This is a genomic window from Thermodesulfovibrio sp. 1176 (assembly GCF_029946585.1).
Taxonomy (GTDB): domain Bacteria; phylum Nitrospirota; class Thermodesulfovibrionia; order Thermodesulfovibrionales; family Thermodesulfovibrionaceae; genus Thermodesulfovibrio.
In genome coordinates, this window is the sequence record NZ_JARZRZ010000001.1 from 557,717 (window position 1) to 579,712 (window position 21,996).

25 protein-coding genes and 1 tRNA gene are annotated in these 21,996 nt (G+C 31.9%); 16 read left to right on the top strand and 10 right to left on the bottom strand.

The window, feature by feature from the left end:
• Positions 1-219: 219 nt before the first annotated feature.
• The 5 genes from QI155_RS03035 to QI155_RS03055 are packed head-to-tail and all read left to right on the top strand — an operon-like array spanning position 220 to position 6,083.
• A complete protein-coding gene (locus QI155_RS03035) occupies positions 220-1,353 on the top strand; it encodes an efflux RND transporter periplasmic adaptor subunit (RefSeq protein ID WP_068861769.1) in 1,134 nt (377 codons plus the stop codon).
• Complete coding sequence (locus tag QI155_RS03040) at positions 1,350-2,603, top strand: ABC transporter permease (RefSeq protein ID WP_281321058.1); 1,254 nt, start codon at positions 1,350-1,352, stop codon at positions 2,601-2,603. Before QI155_RS03035 ends, QI155_RS03040 begins: the two co-directional genes overlap by 4 nt.
• A complete protein-coding gene (locus QI155_RS03045) occupies positions 2,600-3,259 on the top strand; it encodes an ABC transporter ATP-binding protein (RefSeq protein ID WP_281321059.1) in 660 nt (219 codons plus the stop codon). The genes QI155_RS03040 and QI155_RS03045 overlap by 4 nt, the downstream gene beginning before the upstream one ends.
• Before the next feature lie 29 nt (positions 3,260-3,288).
• A complete protein-coding gene (locus QI155_RS03050) occupies positions 3,289-4,005 on the top strand; it encodes a cytochrome c (protein WP_281321060.1) in 717 nt (238 codons plus the stop codon).
• 8 nt (positions 4,006-4,013) lie between these two features.
• Positions 4,014-6,083 (top strand): thioredoxin domain-containing protein, encoded by a 2,070-nt coding sequence (locus QI155_RS03055; protein WP_281321061.1) that lies wholly within the window; start codon positions 4,014-4,016, stop codon positions 6,081-6,083.
• Here QI155_RS03055 and miaA read toward each other — a convergent pair.
• The 4 genes from miaA to QI155_RS03075 all read right to left on the bottom strand — a co-directional run bounded on the left by miaA (position 6,061) and on the right by QI155_RS03075 (position 10,071).
• On the bottom strand, positions 6,061-7,041 hold the full coding sequence (miaA, locus tag QI155_RS03060) for a tRNA (adenosine(37)-N6)-dimethylallyltransferase MiaA (RefSeq protein ID WP_281321062.1): 981 nt from the start codon (positions 7,039-7,041) through the stop codon (positions 6,061-6,063). The two genes, QI155_RS03055 and miaA, sit on opposite strands and share 23 nt — an antisense overlap.
• A 15-nt stretch (positions 7,042-7,056) precedes the next feature.
• A complete protein-coding gene (locus QI155_RS03065; protein ID WP_281321063.1) occupies positions 7,057-8,253 on the bottom strand; it encodes an MFS transporter in 1,197 nt (398 codons plus the stop codon).
• A 78-nt stretch (positions 8,254-8,331) separates the two neighbouring features.
• The gene (locus QI155_RS03070) at positions 8,332-9,504 is read right to left on the bottom strand and encodes an MFS transporter (RefSeq protein ID WP_281321064.1); all 1,173 of its coding nucleotides are present in this window, start codon (positions 9,502-9,504) and stop codon (positions 8,332-8,334) included.
• Between the two features lie 3 nt (positions 9,505-9,507).
• The gene (locus QI155_RS03075; protein WP_068861484.1) at positions 9,508-10,071 is read right to left on the bottom strand and encodes an HDIG domain-containing metalloprotein; all 564 of its coding nucleotides are present in this window, start codon (positions 10,069-10,071) and stop codon (positions 9,508-9,510) included.
• Between the two features lie 478 nt (positions 10,072-10,549).
• Here QI155_RS03075 and QI155_RS03080 point away from each other — a divergent pair, with 478 nt between their 5' ends.
• The 6 genes from QI155_RS03080 to QI155_RS03105 all read left to right on the top strand — a co-directional run bounded on the left by QI155_RS03080 (position 10,550) and on the right by QI155_RS03105 (position 14,135).
• On the top strand, positions 10,550-10,678 hold the full coding sequence (locus tag QI155_RS03080; protein WP_256364161.1) for a hypothetical protein: 129 nt from the start codon (positions 10,550-10,552) through the stop codon (positions 10,676-10,678).
• A 120-nt stretch (positions 10,679-10,798) separates the two neighbouring features.
• A complete protein-coding gene (locus tag QI155_RS03085) occupies positions 10,799-10,975 on the top strand; it encodes a hypothetical protein (RefSeq protein ID WP_281321065.1) in 177 nt (58 codons plus the stop codon).
• A gap of 487 nt (positions 10,976-11,462) precedes the next feature.
• Complete coding sequence (locus QI155_RS03090; protein ID WP_159426699.1) at positions 11,463-11,600, top strand: hypothetical protein; 138 nt, start codon at positions 11,463-11,465, stop codon at positions 11,598-11,600.
• A gap of 4 nt (positions 11,601-11,604) precedes the next feature.
• Positions 11,605-12,591 (top strand): dTDP-glucose 4,6-dehydratase, encoded by a 987-nt coding sequence (gene rfbB, locus QI155_RS03095; RefSeq protein WP_281321066.1) that lies wholly within the window; start codon positions 11,605-11,607, stop codon positions 12,589-12,591.
• Complete coding sequence (rfbD, locus tag QI155_RS03100; protein WP_068861486.1) at positions 12,588-13,442, top strand: dTDP-4-dehydrorhamnose reductase; 855 nt, start codon at positions 12,588-12,590, stop codon at positions 13,440-13,442. The genes rfbB and rfbD overlap by 4 nt, the downstream gene beginning before the upstream one ends.
• Positions 13,443-13,445: 3 nt before the next feature.
• Positions 13,446-14,135, top strand: a complete 690-nt coding sequence (locus tag QI155_RS03105) for a Wzz/FepE/Etk N-terminal domain-containing protein (protein WP_068861487.1) — start codon at positions 13,446-13,448, stop codon at positions 14,133-14,135.
• A gap of 4 nt (positions 14,136-14,139) precedes the next feature.
• Here the strand turns inward: QI155_RS03105 and galE are convergent, their stop codons facing one another.
• On the bottom strand, positions 14,140-15,111 hold the full coding sequence (galE, locus tag QI155_RS03110) for a UDP-glucose 4-epimerase GalE (protein ID WP_348650825.1): 972 nt from the start codon (positions 15,109-15,111) through the stop codon (positions 14,140-14,142).
• A gap of 420 nt (positions 15,112-15,531) precedes the next feature.
• On the opposite strand from galE, the gene QI155_RS03115 reads away from it, so the two are divergent.
• From QI155_RS03115 to QI155_RS03130, 4 genes are all read left to right on the top strand, one after another.
• The gene (locus QI155_RS03115) at positions 15,532-15,906 is read left to right on the top strand and encodes a hypothetical protein (protein WP_281321068.1); all 375 of its coding nucleotides are present in this window, start codon (positions 15,532-15,534) and stop codon (positions 15,904-15,906) included.
• 84 nt (positions 15,907-15,990) lie between these two features.
• Positions 15,991-16,131, top strand: a complete 141-nt coding sequence (locus QI155_RS03120) for a hypothetical protein (RefSeq protein ID WP_281321069.1) — start codon at positions 15,991-15,993, stop codon at positions 16,129-16,131.
• Positions 16,132-16,335: a hypothetical protein gene (locus QI155_RS03125; protein WP_068861559.1), complete on the top strand. Its 204-nt coding sequence runs from the start codon at positions 16,132-16,134 to the stop codon at positions 16,333-16,335.
• 254 nt (positions 16,336-16,589) lie between these two features.
• Positions 16,590-17,063 (top strand): site-specific integrase, encoded by a 474-nt coding sequence (locus tag QI155_RS03130; RefSeq protein WP_068861560.1) that lies wholly within the window; start codon positions 16,590-16,592, stop codon positions 17,061-17,063.
• A 201-nt stretch (positions 17,064-17,264) separates the two neighbouring features.
• On the opposite strand, the gene QI155_RS03135 is transcribed toward QI155_RS03130, so the two are convergent.
• The 3 genes from QI155_RS03135 to QI155_RS03145 form a co-directional block, all read right to left on the bottom strand.
• Positions 17,265-17,336 (bottom strand) — tRNA-Val (locus QI155_RS03135).
• A complete protein-coding gene (locus tag QI155_RS03140; protein WP_083200172.1) occupies positions 17,327-17,848 on the bottom strand; it encodes a site-specific integrase in 522 nt (173 codons plus the stop codon). The genes QI155_RS03135 and QI155_RS03140 overlap by 10 nt, the downstream gene beginning before the upstream one ends.
• Positions 17,849-18,340 (bottom strand): phage integrase SAM-like domain-containing protein, encoded by a 492-nt coding sequence (locus QI155_RS03145; RefSeq protein ID WP_281321070.1) that lies wholly within the window; start codon positions 18,338-18,340, stop codon positions 17,849-17,851. It lies immediately after the preceding gene.
• Positions 18,341-18,562: 222 nt separating this feature from the next.
• Between QI155_RS03145 and QI155_RS03150 the strand changes: the two genes are divergently transcribed.
• Positions 18,563-18,982 (top strand): transposase, encoded by a 420-nt coding sequence (locus tag QI155_RS03150; RefSeq protein WP_281321071.1) that lies wholly within the window; start codon positions 18,563-18,565, stop codon positions 18,980-18,982.
• 426 nt (positions 18,983-19,408) lie between these two features.
• Here QI155_RS03150 and QI155_RS03155 read toward each other — a convergent pair whose 3' ends face one another.
• Positions 19,409-20,260 (bottom strand): GGDEF domain-containing protein, encoded by an 852-nt coding sequence (locus QI155_RS03155; protein WP_281321072.1) that lies wholly within the window; start codon positions 20,258-20,260, stop codon positions 19,409-19,411.
• 961 nt (positions 20,261-21,221) lie between these two features.
• Positions 21,222-21,971 (bottom strand): DUF5131 family protein, encoded by a 750-nt coding sequence (locus tag QI155_RS03160; RefSeq protein WP_281321073.1) that lies wholly within the window; start codon positions 21,969-21,971, stop codon positions 21,222-21,224.
• Between the last annotated feature and the right edge of the window lie 25 nt (positions 21,972-21,996).

The following is a 21,996-nucleotide window of genomic DNA, read 5'->3' on the forward strand; positions in this document are numbered from 1 at the left end:
AAGTATGGAAGCTAAAAATAAAAGCCATGAAGTTTTAAGGGTTCATCCCTTTACCTTCATGGCTTAGATTGTAGATCCAACTTCAGTTGGATAATAAAAGTTTACCGTAAAAAATTTTATTATGTCAATACCAATTTAGAATATTTAGTTTTTCTCTCAAGAACAATAACAAACTCATAAATATAAAAAAACAGTATGTTAAAATATGAAAGTACAGAGATGAGATTACTCAAGAATAGAAAACTAACATTTATAATTATTGGAATTTTTCTTCTGTTTTTTTTGCTTTTGTATTTAATATTATCGAAAAAATCCTATGAAAGCACTTACAAAGTTGAACGAAAAAAGATGGTTCAATCTGTTTATGCCTCAGGTTTTATTGATTCCTCAGATAGTGTTGTTGTTAAATCAGAAGTTTCGGGATATATTGAAAAAATTTTTGTAAAGGAAAATGATTTAGTCAAAAGAGGACAACTTCTTGCCATAATTTCAAATGAGACCATTAAAGAAAATCTTAAGGAAGTTGAAGCACAACTTGGTAAATTAAGAGATAAATTGGCACCCGGTTCCGATTTCAGACAGGATTTACTTCATGCCATAGAAATTAAAAAATCAATATTGGAAAATGTTGAGAAAAACTATCAAAGAAGAAAGGCTCTATATGAGGAAGAATTAGTTTCTAAAGAACAGTTTGATGAAATTAAAAAAGCCTATGATGTGGCAAAAAGAGATTATGAAAGGCAGTTAAATATCTACAATGACGCAATAAAAACACTTTCATATGAATTTGAAAGCTTAAAAGCTAAACAAAGAGCTATAAAAGCGGAATTAGATAAATACTATATAAAATCTCCAATAAATGGAAAAATTTTAAGGAAGTTTGTCAATGAAGGTGATTATATTAATCATTTACAACAGAATAATACCCTTTTTACTGTAGGAAACGAAAAAAATTTAGAAACAGTTCTTCTTGTTGATGAAGAATACATTCCTTTAGTTAAAGAAGGAATGAAGGTTTTAATCACCCTTGATCCCTATCCGAAAGAGATATTTGAGGGTAAAATAAAAACCATTGAGGCGCAATCAGACAGAAGTTCAAGAACAGTAAAAGTAAAAGCTGAAGTTAATTACGGTAAGGAAGTATTTTTTAATCTAACTGTTGAGGCAAATATAATAATAAGGGAAGTAGAAGGACTTTTTATTCCTGCATCTGCTTATAAGGAAGGTTATGTGGAAGTCCTTGATGGTAGAAAAGCAAAAAAAATCAGAGTTGACATATCTCCAATTAAATTTAATGGATTTCTTCTTGTTAATTCCGGGCTTAAAGAGGGACAGGAAGTTATCATAAAATGAAACATATATTTTTCGTCACTTTAAAATTTCTTTTTGAAAGAAAAAGACAAACAGTGGTTGCAATAGTTGGTGTTTCAATTGGTGTTGGAGCTTTTATAGCTATGGCATCTTTGATGAATGGATTTCAAAAATATTTTATTGAACAGGCTTTAGATGTAAACGCGCATATTACATTGAAAATTAAGGATGAACCTGACAAAGGTAAAATAATAAAATTAGCATATGGAGACAATGTTTATTATCAAGTTTTCGGGGCTAAACCTAAGGATTTAAAAGATAAAGTTACGGATTTTAAATTCATAATTGCAAAATACGAAAAAGACAAAGATATTGTAGGAGTCTCTCCACATCTTACAGGGCAAGGTATTGTTAAATATGGGACAATTGAAAAATCTGCTTCCCTTATAGGCATTGATCCTGTTTTAGAAAGAACAACTTCTCCAATTGATAGGTTTACAATAAATAAAAAACTGGATACCTTGATAACTGACAGAGACAGCATAATTATAGGAAAACTTTTAGCAAGAGACCTCGGTATAGATGAATTAGGCAAGAAGGTTATTTTGACAACTCCGAATGGTAGTACCCATCTTTTTAAAGTTACAGATTTTTTTGAATCTGGGATTACAATGCTCGATCAGACAAGAATTTATATGAATTTGAAAACCCTTCAGACTATACTCAATAAAATAAATGAAGTAAATGAGATAGTATTCAGAGTAAAGGATGTAAATAAAGCCGATGAAATCGCTGACAGAATAAACAAAGATACAGGATATTACACAGAAAGCTGGAAGAAGGCTTTCAGAAACTTTCTTCAATTATTTAAAATTCAGAATTATATTACCTATATGATTGTTTTTGCAATTCTTATTGTTTCTGCCTTTGGTATTTTTAATATTATTATGATGACAGTTTTGGAAAAAAAGAGGGATATAGCCATTCTTAAAGCTCTGGGCTATGAAGACTCAGATATAGTGAAAATATTTGTTTTTCATGGAATAACAATTGGATTTTTTGGTTCTCTTCTTGGATGTCTAACAGGTTATTTACTTCAAGAGTTTTTAGCTTCTGTTAATATAAGTGTAGAAGGTTTAGTTAGAACAAAGGGTTTTGCTCTTGATAGAAATCCTGTTTATTTTTTATATGGTGTGCTTTTTGCCTTTTTCTTTTCCTTTATTGCTGCCTTTTATCCTTCCTATAAGGCATCAAAACTTAATCCTGTTGATATTTTCAGGAGTAGTGCTTGAATACTATTGTTGAATTAGTAAATATCAATAAAAAAATTAGAGATGAAGAGATTCTCAAAGATATTAATCTAACAATTCAAAAAGGTGATTTTATAAGCGTTATAGGTCCTTCGGGCTCTGGAAAAAGTTCTCTTTTATACATAATAGGGCTTTTAGATAGACCTAACAGCGGAGAAGTAATTATTGAAGGTGAAAGAGTAGATTATGATTATCCAGAAAAAATAGCCCATCTAAGAAACATGAAATTTGGCTTTATATTTCAGTTTCATTATTTAATTTCTGAATTTTCATTGATTGAAAATGTTATGGCTCCCATATTAAAAGCAGGTAAAAAAAAAGAGGAAGCAAAAGAAAAAGCCTATGAAGTTTTAAATAAATTAGGACTTAAAGGAAAAGAAAAGAGAAAACCCTTTCAGATTTCAGGAGGAGAACAACAAAGAGTTGCTATTGCAAGGGCTCTTGCAAATGAACCTCTTGTAATTATTGCCGATGAACCAACTGGAAATCTTGATTCAAAGAATACTGAAATTGTTATGGAAATTTTTTGCAATTTAAATGAAGAAGGTAAAACAATCATAATGGTAACCCATGATATTGATTTAACTAAAAAGACAAAGAAAATAATCAAGATGTTAGATGGCAGAATTATAGATTGACTTTTTTAAAAATTATGATAAAATTATTTATGATATTGAAAATTTCTCTATCAATTCTTCTAATTATCTCTTCACTTTTTGCAATGTATACTATGTTTGAAATTTTTGGAAAAACTGAAAGGAGAAAAGATATGGATTTACTGAAAAAGTTACACAAGATTAATGGTAGAATATTTTTCATTATTTTTTTAGCTGGAGCTATTTTCTGTATTTACTATCTATCTCAATCAAAGCAGGAACTTTCACCGAGAGCAACAATGCATGTATTTTCAGCTCTTTCCATATTTCTGCTCTTAATGTTAAAAATTAATTTTATAAGGTATTATAGACAGTTTTATTCCTATGCAAAGTTATTAGGTATTATAATAGCTCTTCTTACTTTCAATCTTCTTTTCTTTTCAACAGGTTATAGTTTAGTAACAGGAAGTTTAGAAAAATCTTCCATTGAAAATAAAATAGAAACTCCGTTATTTGCTAAAAATGGGCAAAGTAATGTTGAAAAAGGCAAAGTACTTTTTCAAAGAAATTGTTCTTCGTGCCATTATACTGATAAAAAAGATTTCAAAAGAGCAGCACCAGGGCTTAAAGATATTTTAAAAGAAAAGTCATTACCAGTAAGTAAAAAACCTGCAACAGTTGAAAATGTTATTAATCAGATTAAAAAACCTTACAGATACATGCCCTCTTTTGCTGATTTATCCGATGAGGAAATAGAAAATATTATTGCCTATCTAAAAACATTATAATTAAAATTATGTCTCCTAATCGGTTAATAAATGAAAAAAGTCCCTATTTACGTCAACATGCTTATAATCCTGTTGACTGGTATTCTTGGTGTGATGAAGCATTTAAAAAAGCTCAAATTGAAGACAAACCCGTATTTCTTTCAATTGGTTATTCTACCTGTCATTGGTGTCATGTAATGGAAAAGGAATCCTTTGAAAATCAAGAAATTGCCGAGATTTTAAACAAATTTTTTGTATCTATAAAAGTTGACAGAGAAGAAAGACCCGATATTGATAATATTTATATGAAATTTTGTTATATATTTAACAATCATGGAGGTTGGCCCTTAACAGTTTTTATGAATTATCAAAAAAAGCCCTTTTATGTAGATACTTATATACCAAAGGATGATGCTTTTGGGAAAATAGGTCTTAAAAATTTACTCCTCCGAATTATTCATATATGGCAATCAAATAGAGAGAAAATTAATGAGGTCGCTGATAGCATAACTTCAGCCTTTAAGAGTATCAAATCAAAAAGTGAAGGTATCTATGATTTATCTGAAGAAATCCTTGAAAGAGGATATAAAGAGTTGAAGTCTCAATTTGACAGAGAATTTGGTGGATTTGGTATATCCCCCAAATTTCCTCTTCCCCTTAATCTTATGTATATTCATCGATATTATTATAGAAGCAAAGAAAATGATGCTTTAAATATGAATCTTTATACTATGAAAAAAATGAGATTTGGTGGAATATATGATCAAATTGGTTTTGGATTTCATCGATACTCAACTGATAGAATGTGGATTGTTCCCCATTTTGAAAAAATGCTTTATGATAATGCTCTTTTAATGATTACATATACTGAGGCTTATCAAATCACAAAGAATGAATTTTATAAAGATGTTGCCAATGAAATAGCAGATTTTCTCTTAAGAGATATGTATTATGAGAAAGGAGTTTTTTACTCTGCTATAGATGCTGATAGTGAAGGGCAAGAGGGTAAATTTTATATATGGAGCTATGAAGAAATTGAAAAGGAGTTAAAAGAAGATGAAATTTTAATTGCAGAAAAACTTTTTTCTTTGTCAGAGGAAGGAAATTTTTATGACGAAATTCAAAAAAAAAAAAAAACCGGCAAGAACATTCTTTACATTCATAAAGATTTAGAAGAATATGCTGAGGAATTTAAAATAAATTTAGATTTTTTAAAAACTCACTTAAGAAATATCAGAGAAAAACTTCTTAAAATTAGACAAAAAAGAGTTAAACCCTTTAGAGATGAAAAAATACTTACTGATTGGAATTCTCTTGCCTGCATTGCCTTTGTAAAGTCAGCAGTTGCCTTTAAAAGAAATGATTATTTGCAAACTGCTGAAAAGTGTATGGATTTTATTTCAAATCATATGTTTGATAACAAAGATAGACTTTTACATGTATACAAAGATGGAGAATCTTTAGTTTATGCCTATTTAGAAGATCATGCCTATTTAATATGGGCTTTGATAGAATTATATTTAGCAACATTTAAAAGCATTTATCTGTCCAAGGCAATTGAAATAAATAATAATACCATCCAACATTTTTGGGATTATGAAAACAATGGTTTCTATCATACACCACAGTATTCAGAATTGATTCTTACAAGAGTTAAAGAATCCTATGATGGAGTTTTGCCTTCCGGAAACGCAGTAATGGCTTACAATCTCATAAGATTAGCAAGAATTACAGGAAATATAGAATATGAGAATATAGCAAAGCAGACCTTGAAAGCTTTTTCCGATGAAATATCTAAGATGCCTTCTAATTATGCTTTTTCATTAATTGCCCTTGATTTAATTTTAAAGGGAACTTTTGAATTAGTTGTGATTCCAGAAAATCGAGCAGAGGCATTCAATTTTTTGATAGAACTTAATAATGATTTTATTCCAAACTTATTGATTTTAGTTCGAGATTCAGAGACAGAAAAAATATTTCCAAATATTAAAAATATGAATCTGATTAATGAAAAAACAACTTATTATTTGTGTAAAAACTTCGAATGCCAGCCTCCTACAAATGATGCACAAGCAATTAAGAAGGCAATAATATCTTAGTTTTTATTAAATCGAAAATTTCACCTGCTATTTTGTCACTGTCAAAACGATTTGTTATATCAAACCAAACAATGTCTTTTTCTTTCTTAAACCATGTATACTGTCTTTTAGCATACATTTTTGTTCTTTTTTTTGTTAATCTTATAGCCTCAGAAAGACTATATAAATCTGAAAGATATCCTGCAATTTCTTTATAACCAATAGCCTGTAATGCTGGTAAGGGTTGACTGCAATCGGTAGAATTTTTTTTGATTAGATATAAAATTTTCCTTACTTCCTCTATTAAGCCTTTTTCCAGCATTTCATCAATTCGATTTTCTATTATTTTGTAAAGTTCCTTTCTGTCACGGGTAATGCCTATTTTTAGAAATTCATAAGGTAATCCTCTGGTAAATTGTTTTTGCATTTCTGTTATTTTTTTCTTTTCCTTATAAAAAACTTCTAAGGCTCTTATTGTTCTTCTAAGGTCTGCAGTGTTAATCTTTTCAGCAGCTACAGGGTCAACTTCTTTGAGAAGTTTATACAGATAACCAGGATGCCTTTTTTCAGTTTCTATTAATTGTTTTCTAAGATTCCAATCAGCATCTGGTCCTTCAAAAATTCCTTCTGTCATTGCCCTAAGATAAAGTCCTGTTCCTCCGACAACTAAAGGGATTTTATCTTCATTAAAAATTTTTTCTATGATTATCTTAACTTTATCAATATAAGCTCCTGTACTGAAATATTCCCAGGGATTAACAATATCAATCATATGATGGGTTATTTCTTTTCTTTGTTCAGGCGTTGGTTTAGCTGTTCCTATATCCATAAATTTATAAATTTGCATGGAATCAGAGCTTATTATTTCTGTATTTAAAATTTTTGCAAGATTAATAGATATTTCAGTTTTGCCAACTGCTGTAGGTCCTAACAAAATAATGATTACTTTTTTCATTCTTCTATTATAAATAGTTATCATACATAGGAGCATTAGCTAATTAGATAATTTTCTAGGTAAAATTCTTAGAAATAGTGTACCAAGTAAAAGGCATAAAAAAGAGTATATTATTAGAACTGTCTTTATTCCTAAATGGTCGACCAAAATGCCTGCAAAAATATTCCCTATTGGTGTAAAACCAAGAAAAACAAAAGAAAAGAAACTCATAATACGTCCCTTAAGTCTTTGTTCTGTCTGATGCTGAATAAAACTGTTGCTAACAGTAAAAAAGTTAACAAAGGCAAAACCTAATAGAAAAGCAAATGCCATTGCTATATAGATATTTTTTGAAAAAGCAATCCCCAAAAGTCCAACAGGAAATAGAAGAGATGCTTTAAATATATGAGTCTGTTTTTCTTTAATATCTTTTTTTAAGGCAATTAAAGTAGCAGCCATTAATGAGCCTACTCCAATAGAAGAAACAATCATTCCAAGTCCCTTAGCACCAGCCTTTAAAACTTCATCGGCTAAAATGGGCAAAATTGGTATAAAGGATATACCGAATATTGTAAAAGAACCAACTGCACAAATTACATATAAAATATTTTTATTATTAAATAGAAACACAAAACCTTCCTTAAAGAAGGTTTTAATAGGAGCATGCTCTGAAGGATGACCACAGCTTTTATTACATAAAATAAGTAAAATTATTATTAGTGGTAAAAAACTCAGTGCATTAAGATAAAAGCACATTTGAAAATTTAAATATGTGACAATAAAACCCGCTAAAATAGGACCTATTATTCTTGCGATATTAAAAGACATAGATTGCATTGCAATGGCTGAAGTTAAAATATTTTCAGGAACAATTTCTGCAATAAAAGCTTGTCTTGCTGGCATATCAAAAGCTGCAGCCACTCCAAAAATAAAAGAAGCTATAGCTACATGCCATACAGTAACCATATTGAAATGGATTATCAATCCTAAGAATAAAGCAGGAAAAAGAGAAAAAATCTGAGTAAAAATTAATATTTTTCTTCTTGAATACCTATCCGCTAAAACACCACCAAAAAGAGTAAAAATTAACATCGGAAAGGAAGACAGAAAGGATATTAACCCAAGATAAAAAGCAGATTTTGTCAAAACATATACAAGCCAATTTTGAGCAATCTGTTGCATCCATGTACCACTTAAGGAAATAGTTTGTGTTATCCAATAGGCTCTATATTCTTTTATTTTGATGGGATGAAACATTTTTTAATTATATCATGAAGGGGACTTCCAAACTAGGAAAGGTTTTATATCCATCAGCAGAAAGCATAATTTTTATCATTAATTTTTTATTACAGAAACTTTTACAAAAAAAACAAAGGTAATTGTTAAAAGAACCACTCCAGCAGCTATGAAAGCCTTTTCAATACCAAAATAGATTGCCACAATCCCTGACAACAAAGGACCTATTGTATGTCCTATGTCCATGACAGAACCCAATATTCCCATTGCTGATCCACGGGCTTCACTTTTACTTAAATCAGCGATAAATGCTGATGTAGCAGATGTCACAATTGAAAGGCTTAAGCCAAATAGTATGCTTATTAAAAGAATAGGAAAAAATGATTTAAAAAGAGAAAAACTGCTAATGCACAATGCACCAAGCAGGGCACCCCAGAATATCTGGGGCTTCCTTCCATGTTTATCTGAAAACCTTCCCATTGCAGGCTTTGTGAAGGCAAGGGTTATAATCTGTGCAGATAGACATATTCCAACCTCGTAGGCAGTGAGTCCTGATTTTATAGAATAAATGGGAAGAAATGTCTCGAATGTCCCGTAGGCAAAGAGTATGCCTGCCTCTACCCCTGCTGTGGTAAGGATAAGCCTGTTTGAAAGAACTGATTTGAAAGATGAAAATGTTTCTTTCCATTTTTGTCTTTCAAACTTCTTATCTATAGATGGTAATCTAAATGTTAGTATAAGGGCTATAATGCCAGCAAGTCCACATATAAGATAAACAATTTTGTAACTAAGTCCTGGATTAAATACTAAAGCTCCTATTATAGTCCCACCAGCAATTGGTGCCATAAATCTTCCAATTAAGGTTGCAGTAGAAAACCATCCCATCTTCTCTCCCCTCTCTTTATGAAAGAGGTCTGCTACAAGAGCCATAGCAACCGGAACAAATATTGCAGTAGCAAATCCATGATAGAATCTAACGAGGGCAAGCTGCCATATATTATCTATCAAAATATAGAGAAATGGAGCAGTTGAAAAGACTATTAATGAAAAAAAGAGCATTCGTCTTCTTCCAAGCCTATCAGAAAGAATTCCTGCTGGTATGCTTGCAATTATTCCAGTAAAGGCAGAGACAGAGGCAACTATACCAACTTCTGAAGGTCCTGCACCAAGGTGGGTAGCAAAAAGGGGAAGCACAGGGCTTTTTGATATAGTAGAGCTGAAGATAGCAAAAAGCCCCGTGATGCATAAAAGCATAAAAGGACTTAATTTCACAATTTAAGCCTTCTTAATCAGTCTTTGTATTTCTCTGTGGTAACCCAGATACCTCTGGAGGGTCTTCTCATTTTTACCATATTTTGGATAGGTCTTTAGTATTTCTTCAAACCTCTCTTCTGCCTCAGATTCATCTTTAAGCTCAACAATTCCATCCGTGATTATATCAACAAGTCTATCAGCATATATCACTATTTTTTCCTCAAGCTTCTTCAAGGTGTAGTCCTTTACAGGCAATCCAAGCTCCTTTGCCTCTTCTTCAGTGAGTCCACCCCTGATATGTTTTTCCATAACTGCTGTAATTTCCTCTGGTAATCCGATCTTTTTTCCTATCTCTGCGCCAATCTTTCCATGTTCAATCTCATGAGTCTTTGCCTTACCAAGGTCATGAAATAAGGCACCTCTACCTATAAGCTCCATGTCTAATTTAACTTGAGCAGAGACCTCAATCCTACTTGCAATCTCCAGTGCCTTTTCAGCTACTTTAATACAGTGTTTTATATCATCCTCCAAAACCCCAGCATTCCTCAAAATCTCTATGTCTGTATTCTGAATTTTATAACTCATAACAGCCTCCTATCTTACACTAAAGTATGCCAGCGTATCCTTTATGGTTTTTTTCGAGATCATGTTGGATATGCTCGAATTTAGCCTTTATATCATCATGGATATGCTGGATATATTCTTGAATGCCCTTTTTTCCATATTTCTCTTTTATCCACCTTCCGAATTCATAAATCTTTGTAATATCATGTTTTTCAGCCTTTTTTCAGGATCTCCATCAAGCCAGATTATAATTCTTTCCTGTTTTCTTAAGACTAATTTTTAAATGTTTCTCAATTGTGGTATGTCTTTCCTCCTTTTATGTTATCTAACTGATTTTAATGTAACACTTATTACATAAAAAATCAAGAAACAAACTACACCTGAAATTGCCGATAGGCATATAAAAAAGTGAGCCTCCTTTTTATAGGATTTTAATTTTAAGGGTGATATAAAATATCCCCCAATAGATTAAATAAATAAAAAAAGGAGGTTCATCGATATGATAAAACAAACTATACTTTCTTTCAAGTTATCCCACACAAAAGATGAAATAACGGTAAGAGCAGACTTAGCAGTTTATGATGAAACTCTCAAAGGGGATTTGCACTTTTGTATCCCAAAAAGATAAATTCTTTATTTTTATCTAAGGAGAGTTTGAGGAACTTTGTCCCTCAAAGATTGGGTTATCCTGCATACTGTTTATTGAACCAATACTTCTTATGCTTACAGGAGGCAAGACTATAGAAGAATGGATAATGCATTAAGAAAACTCACAGGAATCAAAAAATGCCTTCCTTCAGAGGGACGGAAAGAGTATACACTTTATATAGACCCAACGATAATTGAAGCTGAAAAATATGATACAAAAATGACCTATAAGCCTGTCTTGACAGTGAATTTTTTTCGTAGAAGATTATATTTTTAGAGCTGAAAAGAGAATCAAAATGCTTGAGTTTTTGAAAAATGAAGAATCTTATTCAGATGTAGTAAGAGAATCTTAGGAAGTTGTATAACTTTTTTTGGACTTGATGTCCCAAAAGTTCATGATGTAACAAAGTATATTGAACAAAATATAGAAATTTTTCCAGAAATAGTAAAGGGAAACATATAAAAATTAAAAACTATTCATGAGTCAAAGCCGAACGAAGTGTCTTGCCTCCTAATGCAACTTCTTACAATGAATTTAAAATATTTACGGAATTGAATGTGACATGTAAAAATTTTTATAAAAAGATTATAATAATATACGCTCTTGAAGGGTTATTTATATGTACTGGAATTATTAGGATACATGAGTCAAGACAAAACAATTGACGAAGCTATAAAAAATATAAAAGATGCGATAAAATGATGGTTAGAAGTAGAAAAAAACATAGAAGATTAGAGAAATATGAAGAAAAAGAGATATTTCTATGACTTTCTATTATGAATCAAGACCAACATTGTCTATACCAAATCATAAAGAATTAGCACCAGGATTATTAAGAGGACTTATTAGAAAAAGCGGACTTACAGTAGATGAAGTTTTAAAAACAAGAAAATCAAAATAGTCCAATGAAATTACTTGTCACAGGTGGTGCTGGATTTATAGGAAGCGAATTTGTAAAGCAAGCTGTCTTATCAGGTTATGCTGTAGCAGTGATTGATGTCTTAACCTATGCTGGAGATATTGAAAGACTTAAAAATGTAGAAGGTAGCTATAGATTTTATAAGGTTGATATAACAAATAAACCAGCCCTTGAAGAAGTATTCAAAAAAGAAAAACCAGAGGTTGTTGTTCACTTTGCAGCAGAGTCTCATGTTGACCGTAGCATTCTTGAGCCAAATATATTTATAAAAACCAATATTGAAGGCACCCTTAATCTACTTGACCTGTCAAGAAAATATGGCATTCAAAGATTTATAAACATATCAACTGATGAGGTTTATGGAGAACTTGATGAAGAAGGAAAATTTACAGAATCCTCACCTCTTATGCCAAACTCTCCCTATTCAGTAAGTAAAGCAGGTCAGGATATGCTTGGCAGAGCCTATATGAGAACATACGGATTACCGGTAATCACAGTAAGACCATCAAATAACTACGGACCTTGGCAGTATCCTGAAAAACTAATTCCTGTTGTTATTGTTAAAGCTATTAAGAATGAACCCATACCAGTTTATGGGGATGGAAAAAACATAAGACAATGGCTTTATGTTGAAGACTGTGCATCTGCAGTGATGAAAGTAATGGAAAAGGGAAGGGATGGAGAGATTTATAATGTCCCAGGAAGTGAGGAACTAAGAAATATCCAGATAGTAGAAACCATTATTGAGATTCTTCACAAACCAAAGGAATTAATAAAATTTGTGCAGGATAGACCAGGGCATGACTACAGGTATGCAATGGATTCGGATAAAATAGAAAAACTGGGATGGTATCCAAAGACAAAATTTAAGGATGGGATAAGGGAGACTATAAATTGGTATATAAATAATCTTACATGGGTTGAAAATAAGATGGATTATCTCAGTAAATTTTGGGCAAAGGTGTATAAATGAAAATTCTGATTACAGGTTCAAAAGGACAATTAGCAACAGAGTTTATAAAGGAACTTAGCCAAAGAGATATTGAATTTGTTGCTTTATCCCGTGAAGAACTTGACATTACTGATTTTAACAAAGTTTACAACATCATAAAACAAATTCATCCCAATATAGTTATAAACTGCTCCGCCTATAACAATGTTGATGGTGCAGAGAGTGATTTTATACAAACATATAAGGTTAATGCTTTAGGCTCTTACAACCTTGCCATAGCCTGTAAAGAGATTAATGCAAAACTTATTCATTATTCAACAGATTATGTTTTTGATGGAACAAAGGAAGGGCTTTATACTGAGGAAGATAGACCAAATCCTATAAATGAATATGGTAAAAGTAAGCTTTTTGGAGAACTTTTTATAGAGGAAGTGTTAGATAAGTATCTCATTTTTAGAACAAGCTGGGTTTATGGTGAAGGTAAACAAAACTTTCTCTATAAACTTACTCAATGGGCAGAAACGCAACAGTATTTAAAAATAGCCTGCGATGAATTTTCTGCCCCTACATCGACAAAAACAATGGTAGATGTTACACTGAGAGCAATTGAAAAGGGACTCACAGGACTTTGGCATCTTACCAACTCTGGTTATGCTTCCAGGTATGAGTGGGCAAAGGAGTTTATGAGACTAAAAGGAATTAAAAAATTTATCTATCCAGCCTACCAGACAGACTTTAATCTGCCAGCAAAAAGACCCAAATTTTCAGCAATGAGCAATGAAAAATTGTGTAAAGAACTTGATATAGAGATTTTGGATTGGCAAGAAGCATTGAGACAATTTACAATAGGAAAAACTAATTTTGGAGGATAAATAATGGAAACACGACCTAAAAATGATGAAATTGACCTTTTTGAACTATTCCAGAAACTTTATAATGAGAAATGGCTAATTTTAGGAATTACTGCTATAACAACTTTAATTGCCATTGCAGTCTCCTTTTTGATTCCAAAAACATACAGGGCAGAGGTTTTCTTTGGATTTCCAACCTTTCAGATTATTAATCTTTCTGAATTGTCAGATGTTTTTAAATCCTATGAAAAATATAGAAAGTTTTCATTTAATACAAAAATATCTCAAATAAAAAACTCTCCCAATATGGGAAAGATTGAGGTTGAGGGTAGTTCTCCCGATGATGCTAAAAGGAACATTGAACTGGTGATAAACATAATCAATAAAGAGATCTTTGCTGAAAAACTTAACGAAGCAAAAGAAAGATTTAATAGAAGACTTACTTATATAAACAAAGCAATCAGGGATTTGAACACAAGAAGCAACATTATATTTGATCCTTCCAAATTGGCAGACTTAATGACTGAGAAGGAGAATATTGAAAAATGGCTTCAAAATCCTCAGGTTATACGTCCTTTAGATATGATTGTTTCTTCAAAACCTGTAAAGCCAAAACCAATGCTTTATATTGCAGTTGGTTTTACAGCAGGTATTTTTTTGGGAGTTTTTGTAGCACTTTTAAAAGAAGCAATGAAAAGCAGAAAACTAAAATAAAATTTTAACTTATGGTTTTTTCCCACTGCCAGGCTGTTTTTATGATAAATTCGAGGTCCTCGTACTTAGGTCCCCAGTTTAATTTCTCTTTAATCTTCGTTGAGTCTGCAACAAGCCTGGGTGGGTCTCCAGGTCTTCTATCTGCCTCAATTACTTTAAAATCAATTCCTGTAACTTTTTTCACAGCATAAATCACTTCTTTGACAGAATAACCATGACCATAGCCACAGTTGAAAACATCACTTTGTCCATTATCTAAGAGATATTTTAAAGCAATTAAATGAGCATCAATAAGGTCAGATACATGGATATAATCTCTTATGCATGTTCCATCAGTTGTTGGATAATCTGTTCCGTAAATTTCAATGTAAGGAATCTCTCCTTTGGCTGCCTTCAGTGCCCTTGTTATTAAATGGGTTGATTCTCTGTATGCCTGTCCGATTTTTCCTTCAGGGTCTGCACCAGCGACATTAAAATATCTTAATGAAACATATTTTAATCCATAGGCATTTGAGAGATCTTGAAGAATTTGCTCAACCATTGCTTTTGACCTTCCATAGGGATTTATAGGGTTAAGCGGATCTGTTTCTTTAACCGGCACAGTATCAGGAATTCCATATACTGCCGCAGTTGAAGAAAAGATAAAGTTTTTAATATCTAATTCAATGAGATTTTTAAGTAAATTGAGTGTATTTTCTGTGTTATTTTTATAGTATTTAATAGGATTTTTGACACTTTCTGGAACCACTATTGAAGCTGCAAAGTGAATTACTGCATCGGGATTAAAATTTTTCAAGATCTCCCTTACTTTGGCTGTATCAGAAAGGTCAACAACTTTAAGTTCTCCATAAAGGACTGCCCATTTATTCCCATTTGAAAGATTGTCAATTGTGAGAACTTCATATCCAAGCTCACCAAGTCTTTTTACGCAATGGCTTCCAATGTATCCAGCACCACCTGTCACAAGTACTCTCATGGTAAAGTCTATTATAACATAATACAATTGTGCTGAGCCCTGTACTGCTCCCTTTTTGTGGATACTTTTTAGTATTTCCATTTGTAGAGAGTTACGTAAAGCCTCGTCCATTTCTGTGAGAACATTTTAGTGTTTCAATTTGTAGAGGTTTATGCAACATTTTTTTCCTTTTGTATGTAGTATTTTAACTGAAATTCCTCAGGAGATAAATATCCCAAACTACTGTGAACATACAACCTGTTGTAATTATTCATTATCCAATATCCAGAACCCTATTTTATAAAGATTTTCTCCCTGCATATGCAGAAAGTTTAACCTCTACTAATTGCCTGTTTCCAATGTTTGAGGGGTTCGGTATAATCTTGACTATATTAAAATGTTTGATATAATTAGATTAACAAAAAGAAAGGAGTCTAAAAAATGTTATCATCACAAGACCTGAAAGAAAGAGCAAATCTCCACAAAAGTTTGGAAGGACTAAAGAAACTGGCAGATATGCACTGGAAGAAATACAGACCAAAGATGTATCAAGCACTGAAGAAGAAAGGGGAGTTAGAAGAGAGCATAAACTTGGCAACAAAGAATAAATGGGAAGTCATGCAGAAGATACAGAAGCAGTTGATAGAACAGGGATACACTCAGCAACAGGCAGAGGACACGGCATGGGAACTCATGAGGGAAGAATGGATAATTCTACCAGAAGAAAGTAGTGAGGAGGAAGAAGAAAGCGAACGAGAAATAGACTTCATGAAACTTTTGAGCATGGATAAACCACCAAGAAATATAATTTTGTAGTTTTTTGTGTTTGTCATTGCAAAAAGTTTTGTTATACCCAAATTTTACTGAAAATAAAAAAGAAAACAGAGGAGGAAATAATTCATGAAACAAAAAGAAAATTCAGAGAAAAAACTACTGGACAAACTGACAGACAAGGAGGTATCTTCGTTAGTGAGGCGGGCTATACAGAAAGCGAAGGAGAAATTAGAGGAAGAAGAGAAGAAAGACAAGGGGAGGAAATAAATGAAAAAGAAAAAGAAAGAAAAGATAGTGGAATATCCAGAGAGGGAAGAGAAGATATATCCTCTCTCAGAAGAGTTGCTTATGCGGAGAATACGGGAATTGGAGAGGTTGCTTTCAGAAAAATCACAAAAACAGAAGAAGCAGCGAAAGTTGCGTGGGACATTATCGGCAAAGAAGCGTAATAAAACTAAAGAAAGCAGTTAAATTTTCTATATACTATATCAAGTGCTTTTTATAGATAATATAAGAATGAGTTTGATTTGTTGTTTTTTTAACAAAATGAAGTTTGATTCTATGTTTGCTTTAAATTGCAATGTTTGATTTAGTTTGATTAAATCAAATTCTATATTGCAATTGTTTTATCAATTTTGATAGATTAAACAAATCCAAACTTTTCAAGAAATTTTTTCTGTAGATAAATCCAAAAGTTCCCATTTTTTGGAGCTCTTTAATGAGAAATGAGAAAAGATGAGATACTATCTCTTAAAAGGAACAATGTTGATTTGAAAAATGGTTATATCTATGTTGAAACATCAAAGAATGGTGAAAGCAGGACAATACCAATGAACGATATGTTACTTAGCCTGTTCAGGAAACTATTTACAGAAAGAAGAATTGATACAGACTATGTTTTTATTAATCCTGAAACGGGAACAAAATATCAAGATATCAAAAGAAGCTTTACCACTGCCTTAAGAAAAGCTCAGATTAAAGACTTCCACTTCCATGATTTAAGACACACCTTCGCTTCCCATCTTGTTATGTCTGGAGTTGACTTAACCACAGTTAAAGAACTTCTAGGATACAAAGATATAAAAATGACCCTGAGATACTCTCACTTAGCACCAGAACATAAACAGAAAGCAGTATCTGTTTTAGATAGCATTTTTACAAGACAATCACCAACAACAGGAGCCATTGAGAATAAATAAGCTGGAATAGCTGACACATTAACTGACACAATCAAGTAAATCTAAAAGATGAGCAAATACCATGCCTATAATGGCAATTATTAGCCTTTAACCAGAAACACCAAAAAATAGCTTAAACCATTGATAAATCTACCTTTGCAACAACTGACACAAAAACTGACACAGTTTAATTTTTGCATTCAGAAAGGCTTGATTTTACAATGGGCGATGCAGGGATTGAACCTGCGACCTCTTCCGTGTGAAGGAAGCGCTCTCCCACTGAGCTAATCGCCCAAATTTATTGAATAATATAAATTTTTAATCTCCTCTGTCAACCCTTCCTTATCAACTGTCAACGGAATCGTAACGGTTGATCTTTTCGCCACTTTAGAAAATAAGGTGTTTTCAAGATTTGAGATTGCTTTTACCTTATGTTCTGGTGACAGATGGCTATAATGCATTGTCATTTTGATGTCTTTGTATCCGAGAAGTTCTTTTACTACCGCAAGCTCTGTATTTTTCATAACCAGATAGCTTGCAAAGGTATGCCTTAAATCATGAAAATGGAAGTCTTTAATTCCTGCTTTTTTACATGCATTTTTGAATGCTTTTTTTACATCTGTATAAGGTTTTTTAGTTTCTGGATTGAAAAATACATAGGGGATTTCAGGATGTCTGGGAATACTAAATAACAACTTTTTTAATTCCTTTGAAATGGGAATTTCTCTTATGTCATTGTTTTTTGTTCTGTCAAGGAAAATGTAACCGTGTCTTAGATCAATTTGTTGCCATGTTAGGTTTAGTATTTATGATTTTCTCATTTCAGTAAGAAGTGCAGTTATGACGATTGACTTTAAGTGCTCTGCACAGACATTAATCAGTGTAAGACATTCTTCTTTTGAAAGATAGCGAAGTCTTTTATTCACATTTTTTAGTGGTTTTACCTTTCTAACCATACTTAAAACACTATCTGGGCACATGTTCCACGAAGACATTGCTTTCAAGATTACAAGATACTTGTTTACTGATATAGCACTGAGACCTTTGCTAATAAGATAACTCTGAAAACTATCTACAGCTTTGGTGTCAATTTCTGAAAGAGTTAGTTCTCCGAAAAATGGAAGTATCCATTTTTTGATAGCAGGATTGATACTTCTCTCAGAGTGGATTCTGCCCTTTGCATAGTAGTAGTCGTAGTGATTGAAAAATTCAGAAAAAGTAATGTTGTTCTGGTTTTCAGGAAACCATTGATTCAGAATAATTTTTGCCTTGACTGTTTCGTAAATTTTTTCTGCCACTTTTCTGTCTGAGGTTATAGTGCTGTAATAAAAAATGCGTCCCTAGTGACGGATAACCATCCACCAGTTAGGGGGAGTCTTTTCTTCTGTAGAGTCCCATATTCTTTTTTACCTCCTTTTAATATGAGACCCTCCCAATAAAGCATAATCTTATCTAAGTTTTATTGGGAGGAATAAAGTCAAATTTGAAAAAAATAGAAAAATAAGTTTTTTAAGAAAATTTTGCCGATAAAACTACTTCAGAGTCCATCAGTAATAGAAGGATTAAACAAAAGGGGTGGGAAAAAATACATAAAGACAGAAGGACAAAACAGATATATTCTTGATGAATCTTTAATAAAAAGAGATAGGGAATTTGATGGATACTATGCAGTGCAGAGTTCTGAAAACCTTAGTCCAGAACAAATCCTTTCAGCCTATCACAGTTTATGGAAGATAGAGGAATCTTTCAGAATAATGAAGCACACCATAGAGGTAAGACCTGTATATCACTGGACAGAAAGAAGGATAAGGGGGTATCTGGTAGTATGTTTTCTTTCCTTTTTATTTATGAGGATGTTAGAGTTTGCATTAAACAAAGATGTATCAACAGAAAGAATAAAAGAAGCTTTAAGGAGCGTACATTTACAGAGTTTAGTATAGATGGCAAGGAATACTATTTAAAGAATAAGATGGATAAGATAGGAAAGACTCTATTTAGGGCATTAAAAATATCAGAACCAGCCCATATAACAGCCAAGGAAGAATTCGGAATCTAAAAATACAGGAAAAATCAAAGAATTACCCATCTTGTTGTATAAAAATTTGTATTTTTAAAAAATAAAATTCAATATTTTCAATAACTTACAAAATTAAGTTGATAAACTCAGGAAAAAAGAATCAATAAACATTAAAGAAACCCACACTTGAAAATTTAAAGAAAAAAACTTTGTTTTCGGAGATTCAAATGCAAAAAATGTATGATTGGCAAATTCTTTCTAAAACTATCAGGATCAGGGGAATGATTGGAAGAACTTATGTCCACTTTAGTCTTTTTTATTCTATAGGCAATCCTAACATTAAGATTCTTCAAATTTGATTTTCTATTCGATTCAATTCAAGAAAATAAACTTCATTCCCGGATTTTATTATGCCTATTTTACCTTTTTGGCTCCTTTTTACAGCATAAAGTGCTTTATCTGCTCTTTCTAATAATGAGTGGTACCCTTCATCAGTTTCGAAGACTTCTGTTAATCCGATGCTTACAGAAAGCTTTTTAATAAATCTTATTTCATTAATACACCTTAATATTCTTAACGCAACAATTTCAGCATCTTTTATTGAAGTATTTGTTAACACAATTAAGAATTCATCACCACTTAATCTACCAGTTACATCTGAAGCACGTATGTTCGCTTTTAAGCAATTTGATATTTTTATTATGGCTTCATCACCACTTAAATGACCGAAGTTATCATTTATTTCTTTTAGGTGGTCTATATCGACATATATTACAGAGAAGATTTGTTTATATCTTCTCCAAAGCGTGAAAGTTTTATCCAAAAAATTTTCCATAAATTTTTTGTTATAAAGTTTAGTTAATGAATCAAGAATGGCAGTTCTTACAAATTCTAACTTTGTTATATTTATAATGCTTTCATAAAAAAGTCCGCCTAATGGAATATTTCCATAACTTCTTAAATATACTTCGAAATCAAGAGTTATTGTATCTATATTAGTTTGTTTATGATAAACTGGGCATTTTATATTTTTTTGATAACATGGAGAATCAAATCCATAGATAATTTTATAGCATTTTTCGCCCCTGACATCTCCAAGCATATTTTGAGCAGTTGTATTAAGAGCTAAAATATTGTAATAGTTGTCGACAATAATACATGGAATAAGATTTTTTATATCTTCTATTTCTGAAAAATTCATTTTTTATTATCATATCATTTCATTTTTTACAAAATTTTTTCAACTGAAAATTTTTATCCTGAAATTGCCTATTTTCTTTTTCCTTAAAGGTTTTCCTGCAGTGTATGTAAATACATTGGAGTCGTCTTTATTTGGACTGTATCCCAAACTTCTTTTACTTCTATAAAAATAAAATTTCATTTGCTTTTTTCTTTTGATAGAGTTTTTTAAGGATTTCCCGTGCGATGTTACAAAATGGAATAATTTTTTCTCAGATTTTTTGGGTTTTAGGCTCTTTTTAATTTGTATTTTTACTATTTTTGTGTGAAAGTCAACATTATTCCACGGTTATTATAAATCAGTCTATCAATAAAATGTTTCCTTAAAAATTATTCTCACATTTTTACACAAAATTTTTTAAAGATATGAAATAGATAGTGAGAGTATATAGATTTTTCTTTATTTTTTAAATATTTACAATCGGGGCGAGTGGATTTGAACCACCGACCCCCTGCTCCCAAGATGTATGTTCTCATAAAAAGTCACTGAAAAGAAAGAAAAAATCAAAAAAGTAAGTAACCACATGTGGTTACCAGTCCACAGTTGTCCCCCAGGATTGCGTAGAATCGATTTAGAGCCTCTTTTTTGCCTTGACCTATAGTTAGGTATACCCCTTTTGCCTCTTTTCTTGCCTGAGAGGTTATTAATCCCTCTTTTCCCAGAAAATTATCTTAAAATCCTTTAAGATAATGGTCATTATCTTAAATTTAACCCTTTGACTACTAATTTCTTATACTCAAAAATGTATGATTAAAATTAGTAGTCAAAAGAGGAGATAAAGAAAGCCTTTTTGTCGCTTTTTATCATACCATCGTCGCTTTTTATCATACCATTTTCCATCTCATAGCCCGCAAGGTATCTCCTAAGAGGAGCCCTAATCAGGCTTTTTTATTGGCTTTATGTTTGGTGGAAAAATTTTCCACTAAGGGAATTGTTGAACAAAATAGTTTGAATATCTTTTGATATTTTCTTTAAAAAACAGAGGTATGTTGTATTTGTTTGATTGTTTGATAATTTCATCTATCCATTCTGTTTTAGGAATAAAAGGATTTTTTCCTGTCTGAGCACCTATTATTATCCAATCTATTCCTTTTAGGTCAAAAGTAATAGGTCCAAGGAGAGGTTCAATACTTAAGTATTTTATCTTTGCCTTTGATTGTTTGATAAAGTTTGATCGCTTGATATCTTTGTCTGAGTTTACTGAAGTTCCAACCCATGCATTATCGGGAAATTCATACTTAATGAGCCTTTCAGGATTTTTTGTAAGAAACTGAAAGGTATGCCAACTACAATGTCTTACTACATTTAAAATCTGCTCAATCCATTCCTCTGGAACCCAACCACCAAACATATCTCCCGTATCCACAACAAATATTTTTGCAGGATTTTTAACCTTAAGAGGTTCATTAAGCCTGTGGGGATAAAAGGTAGGGTCATAACCATAAGGGTATATTTCTCCCTTTTGGGCTATATGGCACTGTCCTGTTTGCCTGCTTTTCCAATTTTTCTCGTAGACAAGAGAACCATTCTTAGCTTTATATCTTGCTCCAAATCTGTTTAAGGGAGAAGTAGCTTTCATGGTGTTATAGCAATAGGTGTTTCTGCAGGGATGGAAACAGCCTGTTATAGAGTTCCAAGTATAGTCGCACCATTCAATTGAAGTTTTGTTCATAGAACCTCCTGCTCAAGGATATATA